The following is an 8,287-nucleotide window of genomic DNA, read 5'->3' as shown; positions in this document are numbered from 1 at the left end:
GCTCCACGGACCGCGACTGGGACAACTACGCCTACGACAACAACCTCGTCATCTTCACCAGCGGCGGCAACACCGGCGAAGACAGCGGCAACGTGTGCTCGCCTGGCAAGGGCTTGAACCTCATCACGGTCGGCAACTACGACGACGACGGCATGACGATGCGAGACTCGTCGCCCTGGCGTGACCCGGAGACGGGCAACGAGAAGCCCGAGCTCACCGCGCCAGGCACCAACATCAACGCCGGCGGTGTGACGATGTCGGGCACCAGCCAATCGACACCGCATGCTGCCGCTTTCGCGGCCGACATGATGTCGGACCTCGCCGTGCTGGTCGACCGCCCTTATCTGGTCAAGGCGCGCATGCTGGCCGGCGCCACCGACGTGATCAAGGGCGACAGCGATCAGCTGGGCGTGGGCGGCGTGGACTTCAAGAGCGCGCACTTCCACGGCAAATGGTCTTACTGGGCCGGCGCCAACAGCGACTTCTTCAAGTACGACGCCGCTGACGGCACGTCGGACGGCAGCATCGATCGCCTGATCACGATCACCAGCCAATGGAAGAAGGTGCGCGTGGCCATCGCCTGGATGAACCGCGGCTCGTACACCTACGCCCATGCTGACGACTCGCACGCCATCGGCATGGACCTGGACCTCAAGGTCTACGACCCCAACGGCACGTACGTCGGCGGCTCAACCTCGTACGACAACCCGTTCGAGGTGGTGAACTTCTCGCCCAGCGTGGAGGGGAACTACAAGTTGCGCATCAGCCGGCCGCACAACGCCGACACGCAGTCCGATCTGCGGATCGGGCTGTACGCCAACTTCTACAAGTAGCCGGACAGGCAGGCGATGCGTCCGACGAGGGCCTGTCGATCCGATGGAGCTCAGGGCACATCGCCTGTCGTATCGTTGGTAGATCGCGGCCGCGAAGGCTCCGGCGGATCATCTCCTCGTGTCGACCGAATCACCAGCACCGCATTCGGTGTGATTTGATTCTGAACCTCTTGGCGAACAGACAACACCGGAATCTCTTTTCGGCTGACGACAGGCCGAGGATGGAAGAAGCTGAACATGGTCGCCCGGAGTTGAGGCCGGAGCCTGGGCCTTMAAGGGCATGCCCCCTACGAGGCTTCATCCCTGTCTTCTGCACTGGCCTACAGAACAGCGGACATCAAGAGCATGCGGGCTTCCCGTCGATGTTGGCGCTCGGCCCTTGCCAAGTCATCCTCAATACATCTTCGGTGCCCGTTGGCTCAACGGCGAAACCCAGGCGGGCGATCCCTTCAAGCCACTTCGCCGACGGCCGCCCGAATGCCAGCCATTCGACTTTGTCGGCCACACCGGGCCGCGCGAGCACGACCATCTGCGAATCGACGGTGCCACTGCAGAAGCCGGCACGACGGGCCTCGGCCGCGAGTTCGGCCTCTGAGACGTGCATGAGATCAAACTTTCGCGGACGCTCGGCAAGCCAGCGCCCGTGCGCTTCCCGCAGGCGAATCGCCTCCGTTTGCCCAACCTGGTAGACAGACCGCTGCGCAGTCACGCAACCGGCGATCAGGAAGAGACAGACGAGAGCAAGCCTCAGCACGGTGCGTACACCATAGCCCTCCGGCCCCCGCCCCTCACTCGCCCTGCGGCCCGCCCTGCTCGAAGAACACGCCGCGCCTGGCCAGGTCGACGATGTTGGCGGCGGGCTTGAAGCGTTTGCCGTGGGCCGCGGCCAGCGAGCGTGAGCGGGCAACGAAGTGCGCGGGCCCGACGGTGTTGATGAACTGCAGCGCGCCGCCGAAGAACGGTGCGAAACCCCAGCCCAGGATCGAGCCGATGTTGCCGTCGGCCGCCGAGCGCAGCACGCCCTCTTCCAGGCAGCGTGCGGCCTCGTTGGCCTGCGCGTAGAGCAGGCGCTCGATGATCAGCTCCTGCGCTGGCTGCTCGGCCGCGAGCGGGAACATCTCTTTCAAGCCCGGCCACAGGCGCCTGTCGCCCTTGCCGCCTTCGGCCGGCCAGTCGTAGAAGCCCTGGCCAGCCTTCTTGCCGACGCGGCCGATCTCGCACAGCTGGCGCAGCACCGGCTCGCCGGGGTGGCCCTCGTAGGGCTTGCCTTCGGCCGCCAGGTCTTTGCGGGTCTGGTCGGCCACGTGCACGCCGAGCGACAGGCTGACCTCGTCTTGCAACGCCAGCGGCGGCATCGGCATGCCTGCCTGCAAGCCGGCGACCTCGATGCTGCGCGGGTGCACGCCCTCTTTCAGCATCGCCAGCCCTTCCATCACGTAGGTCGCGAAGACCCGGCTCGTGTAGAAGCCGCGGCTGTCGTTGACGACGATCGGCGTCTGGCCGATCTGCTGCACGAAGTCGAAGCCTTTGGCGAGTGTTTCGTCGCTCGTCTGCTCGCCGACGATGATCTCGACCAGCGGCATCTTGTCGACCGGCGAGAAGAAGTGCAGGCCGATGAAGTTGGCCGGCCGTTCGCTGGCCTTGGCCAGCCCGGTGATCGGCAGCGTCGAGGTGTTCGATGCGAACACCGCCTTCGGGCTCAGCTGCGCTTCGGCCAGCTTCGTGACCTCGGCCTTGATCGTACGGTCTTCGAACACCGCCTCGATCACTAGCTGGCAGTCCTTCAAAGCCGCGTAGTCGGTGGTCGGCGTGATGCGGGCCAGCATTGCGTCGCGCTGCTCGACCGTGCGGCCGCCCTTCTTCACCGCCTTGTCGAGCAGGCCCTGGCTGTAGGCCTTGCCTTTGTCGGCATTGGCCTGCGTCGTGTCCAGCAGCACGACCTCGATGCCGGCCTTGGCGCTGATGTACGCAATGCCCGCGCCCATCATGCCGGCGCCCAGGATGCCCAGCTTCTTGACCTTCGACGGTGCCACGCCGCTCGGGCGTGAAGCACCCTTCTTGATGGCGTTCAGCTGGTACCACAGCGTGCCGATCAGGTTGCGGCTTTCCGGGCTCACGACGCACGCTGCGAAATAGCGGCTTTCGATCGCCAGCGCGTTGTCGAAATCGACCAGGCCGCCTTCGAACACGCTGCTCATGATGTGCGTCAGCGCCGGGTAGTTGCCCCAGCTCTTGGCGCTCGCCATCGACGGGCCGATCGCCAGCAACTGCGCGATCGCTGGCGACCGCGAGTCGCCACCGGGGTAGCGGAACTTCGGTGCATCCCACGGCTGCTGCGGCTTCGGGTTGGCGGCGATCCAGGCGCGCGCCTGGGCCAGCATGTCTTCAGGCGTCTTGGCCAACGCGTGCACCAGGCCGCTGCTCAGCGCCTGCGCGGCGCGCACCTCGGTGCCCTCGCCCATCCATTGCAGCGCCTGCTGCATGCCGATCAGGCGCGGCAACCTTTGCGTGCCACCACCACCAGGCAGCAGACCCAGCTTCACCTCGGGCAGGCCGAGACGCGCCTTGCCGTCATCCAGCACGATGCGGTGATGGCAAGCCAGCGCGATCTCCAGCCCGCCACCGAGGCAACGGCCGTGGATGGCCGCGACCACCGGCTTGCCCGCCTGCTCGAGCCGGCGCAGCCAGGACTTGAAGTGCATCGACTCTTCGAACGCTTGCTCGGCTGTGTCGATGGACCACAGATGGTCCACGTCGGCGCCGGCGAAGAAGTCTTTCTTGCCCGAAGCGAGGATCAGGCCGGTGATCGATGCGTCGCTCTCCAGCGCTTCGACCAGCCCGGCCAGCGCCGTGGCCATCTCGGCGTCGATCACGTTCATCGGTTTGCCGGCCAGGTCCATCGTGGCCAGCACGACGCCGTCGGCGCCTTTGTTGATTGAGATTGCAGCCACTTCAAACCCTTTCGATGATCGTGGCAATGCCCATGCCGCCGCCCACACACAGCGTCGCGCAGCCGGTGCTCAGGTTGCGGCGCTCGAGTTCGTCGAGCACGGTGCCCAGGATGATGCAGCCGGTGGCGCCGAGCGGGTGGCCCATCGCGATCGAGCCGCCGTTGACGTTGACGCGCTCGATGTCGATCTCCAGCTCGCGGGCGCACTTCAGCGGCACCGCAGCGAAGGCCTCGTTGATTTCCCACAGGTCGATGTCGGAGGCCGACATGCCGGCCTTGCGCAGCGCCTTGCGGCAGGCAGGCGCCGGGCCGGTCAGCATGATGGTCGGTTCGGAGCCGATCACCGCGACGCTGCGGATGCGCGCCCGTGCCCTCAAGCCCGCGCGCTCGCCAGCCTCGCCCGAGCCAATCAACATCAGCGCCGCACCATCGACGATGCCGGACGAGTTGCCGGCGTGGTGCACATGGTCGATCTGCTCGACAGTCGTGTACTTGCGCAGCGCCGTCGCATCAAAACCCATCTGGCCCATCATCGCGAAGCTGGGCTGCAGCTTGGCCAGCGCCTCGGCGGTCGTGCCGGGGCGGATGGTCTCGTCTTCGGCTAGCAGCGGCAGGCCAGCGATGTCGGTCACCGGCACGACCGACTTCTTGAACAAGCCCTTCTGGCGCGCCGCAGCGGCCAGCTTGTGCGAACGAACGGCGAACGCATCGACCTCAGCGCGGCCCCAGCCTTCGAGCGTGGCGATCAGGTCGGCGCCAATGCCTTGCGGCACGAAGCCCAGGTGCTGGTTGACGCGCGGGTCCATCACCCAGGCGCCACCGTCACTGCCCATCGGCCAGCGGCTCATGCTTTCGACGCCGCCAGCGACCACCAGGTCTTCGAACCCGCTGCCCACCTTGGCCGCGGCCAGGTTGATGGCCTCCAGGCCCGAGGCGCAGAAGCGGCTCAGCGTGACGCCGGCCACCGTCAGCGCCCAGTCGGCGTCGAGCACTGCGGTGCGCGCGATGTCGGCGCCCTGCTCACCCACCGGCGTCACGCAGCCGAGCACCACGTCGTCAACCAACGAGGTGTCGAGCTGGTTGCGTTGCCGCATCGCCTGCAGCAGGCCGCGCAGCAGCCACACGGGGCTCGCCTGGTGCAGGCTGCCGTCTTTCTTGCCCTTGCCACGCGGTGTGCGCACGTGGTCGTAGATGAAGGCTTCGGTCATGGTCTCGGTTGCTCCCAATCAGCGCCGATTGCGTGGATGGTTGGCAGCGGTGCGTTCGTTGCCGTGCTTGTAGTTGCCGGTCAGCCGGGCCATCGACTGCTGCATCGCTGCGTCGTCAGCACTTTCGGCCTCGGCCAGAAATTCTTCGGCGTCGCGGCCACGCAGCGTGCTGGCCAGCTTGCCGTGGTGCAGCACGCGCACGTCGCCGTTCTTCATGCGCTGCCAGGTGAAGCCCAGGTCGCCATCGGCGCCGGTGTCGTCGGAATCGTCTCGCATGCGGGTGGCGTTGTCACAAGAAGTGCGACGCTCGTCCTTTCATGAGGGATGGGATGCCATGTCTAACGAGTGAAATGCGAGACATGCAGAGGTGCGTGGGTGACCGTCTCGGCCCTTGCCTGCCGTCCGCGATTGCGGGAAATGCCGAGGGCGCTTGAGGGCCCGTGCGCCGATCACTACGATGACCTCCGCCGGCAATTCGCTCGAAATCCCTGCCAGGCCCGCAGTCCGCGGGTCGGGCTCGAACACATAAACCTTGTTGGAGATCAGCATGAAGAACTTGCTTCAAGTTCGCATATTGACCGCGGCTGTATTGCTGGCCGCAACGGGTGCCACCATGGCGGCACCAGAGCTGATGCAAACCCGCTCCGCAGCGGACCAGCGCATCGAAACGCCGACACCGTCGCTGACGGCCAAAGACGTGCTGTATGGCCATACCGGCAAGTGGCTGGCGGGTGTCGTGTCCACCGACTGGGACAGCGACTACGACGAGATGGACATCCGCATCGCGGACGACTTCACCGTGCCCGAAGGGGCCATCTGGAAGATCTCGGAGGTTCACGCCTACGGCGGCATGGGCTCGGCGGGCGGTGAAGTGGCCAGCGCCAACATCAGCTTCTTCAAGGATCTGAACGGCAAGCCAGGCAAGGTCGTCGCCGAGTTGCTGGCCGCCCCGATCACCAAAAACGTCGACGGCAATCTCGCCATCGCGCTCTCCTCGCCTGTGAAGCTGAAGGCTGGCCACTACTGGTTGTCGGTGCAAGGCAAGACGAAGGAAGTCGGCACGGTATGGATGTGGAACGCGTCGAAGGGCTTCTCCGGCAGCAAGGCCGTCATCCAGAACCCGGGCGATGGCTACGGGATCGGCTGTCGCGATTGGACGGCCATCAAAGACTGTGTGGGCGCGATGCCGGGTGATCAGATGTTCGAGTTGCTGGGCGTCTCCAAGTAACCAAGGCTTGAACACGGCGGCTCCTTCGATGTGCTCGCGGGCGACGCTCATGTCGCCTGCAGCCCGGCGGGGCAGCCGCCCATCTCTCGCTTTCGACACGGCGCTGGCCTGTTCATGCGCGGCCAGGTGAAGCCCAGGTCGCCGTCGTCTTGGTCGTTGCCGTTCATGTCTTTGGCAGCATCACATGGAGCGTGACGCCAGCTCCTTCATGATCTCGTTGGTGCCGCCGTAGATGCGCTGCACACGGGCATCCGCATACAGCTCGGCGATCGGGTACTCCATCATGTAGCCGTAGCCGCCGAACAGCTGCAGACACTCGTCCATCACGTGGCACTGCTGCTCGGTGACCCAGGACTTGGCCAGCGCGGCGCGGGCCGGGTCCAGCTCACCCTTCAGGTGGGCGGCCAGGCACGCGTCGACGAACGTACGCGTGGCTAGCACGGTGGACTGCACCTCGGCCAGCTTGAAGCGGGTGTTCTGGAAGTCCCACACCGTCTTGCCGAAGGCCTGGCGCTGCTTCACGTAGGCGATGGTTTCGTCGAGCGCCCGCTCCATCGCGCCGATCGCGCTGACGGCGATGATCAAGCGCTCCTGCGGCAACTGCTGCATCAGCTGGGTGAAGCCCGAGCCCTCTTCCCGGCCCAGCCGGTTGGCCACCGGCACGCGCACGTCGTCGAAGAACAGCTCGGACGTGTCCTGCGCCTTCATGCCGACCTTGTCGAGGTTGCGGCCGCGGCGGAAGCCCTCGGCCCCATCGGTCTCGACCACCAGCAGCGACATGCCCTTGGCGCCCGACTCGGGGCCCGTGCGGCAGACGACGATGATCAGGTTGGCGTTCTGGCCGTTGGTGATGAAGGTCTTCGCGCCGTTGAGCACATAGTGGTCACCATCGCGGCGCGCATGGGTGCGCACGTTCTGCAGGTCACTGCCGGTGCCGGGCTCGGTCATCGCGATCGCGCCGATCAGCTCGCCGGTGGCCATCTTCGGCAGCCAGCGTTGCTTCTGCTCTTCACTGCCGTAGTGCAGGATGTACGGCCCGACGATGGCCGAATGCAGGCCACCACCCCAACCGCTGAGGTTCGCGCGACCCTGCTCGAGCAGGATCACGGCCTCGTGACCAAAGTCACCGCCACCGCCGCCGAACTCTTCGGGCAGGCCGACGCACAGTAGGCCGTTCGCACCAGCGTCACGCCAGGTGTCCGGCCCCATCAGGCCGGCCTCGCGAAACTCAGCCGCGCGCGGCACCCAGCGGTCGTTCATGAAGCGACGCACGCTGTCTTGCAGCATGCGGTGCTCCTCGGTCATCCAGACCGATGGAAAAAGAGGCAATGACATGGGGGAAGAACTTTCAGCGGCGCGGGCTCAGCGGCGATCCGCCAAGCCCTTGCGCACCGCGTCGTTGATGACCCGCAGCTCGGCCAGCGTCGCGTCGATGTGGTCGCGCTTTTGCTGCAGCTCGGCAATCGCCTGGTCGGTGCGCGAAAGTACATAACGCATCTGCTGCACGCGGCCCTCGCCGTGCGAGCCGTAGAGGTCGAGATAGTGCTTGATCTCGGCCAGCGACGAACCGATGGCCTTGGCGCGCAGGATCAGCGCCAGCCGGGCACGGTCGCGCCGGGTGTAGACCCGCGTGCCGTTGACACGCCGCGGGTGCAGCATGCCCTTGTCTTCGTAGAAGCGAATGGCCCGCAGCGAAATGCCGTACTCGCGGCACAGCTCGGTGATGCCGAACAGGTCGCTCGTCGTTTCGTCGCGGTGCGCTGCCACCGCGTCTTGCGGCGACAACGCGGCGATCTCTTCCTGCATGGCCATGGCGGCGCCAGGGTCAGAGCAGGTGCTGCAACTTCATCGCGACGCTCATGTCGCCGCTGACCTTCAGCTTGCCCATCATGAACGCGGTCGTCGGCTCCAGCTCGCGCAGGATCAGGCGGTTCAGCGTGTCCAGGCTCAGCGCGATCGTGCAGACAGCGTCGCCGTCGTCGTTGCTGACCGTGTTGGGCACAGCACTGCCGTTGATCAGCACGATGCCCTCGCTGCCGCAGTCGAACTTCAGCGTCGTGCCCAGGCC

Annotated in this window: 9 protein-coding genes; 2 read left to right on the top strand and 7 right to left on the bottom strand. The window is 65.9% G+C overall.

The features are described 5' to 3' along the window. Nucleotides 1-833, top strand: an 833-nt coding sequence (locus tag AC1DYI_RS20465; protein WP_477205972.1) for a S8 family serine peptidase, incomplete at its 5' end; no start/stop codon positions are given. 337 nt (nt 834-1,170) lie between these two features. Here AC1DYI_RS20465 and AC1DYI_RS20460 read toward each other — a convergent pair. The 4 genes from AC1DYI_RS20460 to AC1DYI_RS20445 are packed head-to-tail and all read right to left on the bottom strand — an operon-like array spanning nt 1,171 to nt 5,267. Beyond that, nucleotides 1,171-1,587 carry a hypothetical protein gene (locus AC1DYI_RS20460; protein WP_477205971.1) on the bottom strand — a complete coding sequence of 139 codons (417 nt, stop codon included), beginning with the start codon at nt 1,585-1,587 and terminating at the stop codon, nt 1,171-1,173. A 34-nt stretch (nt 1,588-1,621) separates the two neighbouring features. Beyond that, nucleotides 1,622-3,733: a 3-hydroxyacyl-CoA dehydrogenase NAD-binding domain-containing protein gene (locus AC1DYI_RS20455; RefSeq protein WP_477205973.1), complete on the bottom strand. Its 2,112-nt coding sequence runs from the start codon at nt 3,731-3,733 to the stop codon at nt 1,622-1,624. 52 nt (nt 3,734-3,785) lie between these two features. Continuing rightward, nucleotides 3,786-4,991 carry an acetyl-CoA C-acetyltransferase gene (locus AC1DYI_RS20450; protein ID WP_477205970.1) on the bottom strand — a complete coding sequence of 402 codons (1,206 nt, stop codon included), beginning with the start codon at nt 4,989-4,991 and terminating at the stop codon, nt 3,786-3,788. Nucleotides 4,992-5,009: 18 nt separating this feature from the next. Then, the gene (locus tag AC1DYI_RS20445; protein WP_477205969.1) at nt 5,010-5,267 is read right to left on the bottom strand and encodes a hypothetical protein; all 258 of its coding nucleotides are present in this window, start codon (nt 5,265-5,267) and stop codon (nt 5,010-5,012) included. A gap of 271 nt (nt 5,268-5,538) precedes the next feature. Between AC1DYI_RS20445 and AC1DYI_RS20440 the strand changes: the two genes are divergently transcribed. Further along, nucleotides 5,539-6,219 carry a hypothetical protein gene (locus AC1DYI_RS20440; protein WP_477205968.1) on the top strand — a complete coding sequence of 227 codons (681 nt, stop codon included), beginning with the start codon at nt 5,539-5,541 and terminating at the stop codon, nt 6,217-6,219. Between the two features lie 180 nt (nt 6,220-6,399). On the opposite strand, the gene AC1DYI_RS20435 is transcribed toward AC1DYI_RS20440, so the two are convergent. The 3 genes from AC1DYI_RS20435 to AC1DYI_RS20425 form a co-directional block, all read right to left on the bottom strand. Continuing rightward, complete coding sequence (locus AC1DYI_RS20435) at nt 6,400-7,554, bottom strand: acyl-CoA dehydrogenase family protein (protein ID WP_477205967.1); 1,155 nt, start codon at nt 7,552-7,554, stop codon at nt 6,400-6,402. A 27-nt stretch (nt 7,555-7,581) separates the two neighbouring features. Beyond that, complete coding sequence (locus AC1DYI_RS20430) at nt 7,582-8,031, bottom strand: MerR family transcriptional regulator (protein ID WP_477205966.1); 450 nt, start codon at nt 8,029-8,031, stop codon at nt 7,582-7,584. A gap of 13 nt (nt 8,032-8,044) precedes the next feature. Further along, nucleotides 8,045-8,287, bottom strand: a 243-nt coding sequence (locus tag AC1DYI_RS20425) for an SCP2 sterol-binding domain-containing protein (protein ID WP_477205965.1), incomplete at its 5' end; no start/stop codon positions are given.

The sequence above is a fragment of the Ideonella sp. P3_A4 genome, from assembly GCF_056403075.1.
Note: the sequence above shows the minus strand (reverse complement) of the source record. Positions and strands in the feature narration are given on the sequence as shown.

What these genes read in the sequence shown, in the direction of transcription:
- AC1DYI_RS20430 (WP_477205966.1), bottom strand. Translation starts at nt 8,031, where the DNA reads ATGGCCATGCAGGAAGAGATCGCCGCGTTGTCGCCGCAAGACGCGGTG.
- AC1DYI_RS20445 (WP_477205969.1), bottom strand. Translation starts at nt 5,267, where the DNA reads ATGCGAGACGATTCCGACGACACCGGCGCCGATGGCGACCTGGGCTTC.
- AC1DYI_RS20455 (WP_477205973.1), bottom strand. Translation starts at nt 3,733, where the DNA reads ATGGACCTGGCCGGCAAACCGATGAACGTGATCGACGCCGAGATGGCC.
- AC1DYI_RS20435 (WP_477205967.1), bottom strand. Translation starts at nt 7,554, where the DNA reads ATGTCATTGCCTCTTTTTCCATCGGTCTGGATGACCGAGGAGCACCGC.
- AC1DYI_RS20450 (WP_477205970.1), bottom strand. Translation starts at nt 4,991, where the DNA reads ATGACCGAAGCCTTCATCTACGACCACGTGCGCACACCGCGTGGCAAG.
- AC1DYI_RS20440 (WP_477205968.1), top strand. Translation starts at nt 5,539, where the DNA reads ATGAAGAACTTGCTTCAAGTTCGCATATTGACCGCGGCTGTATTGCTG.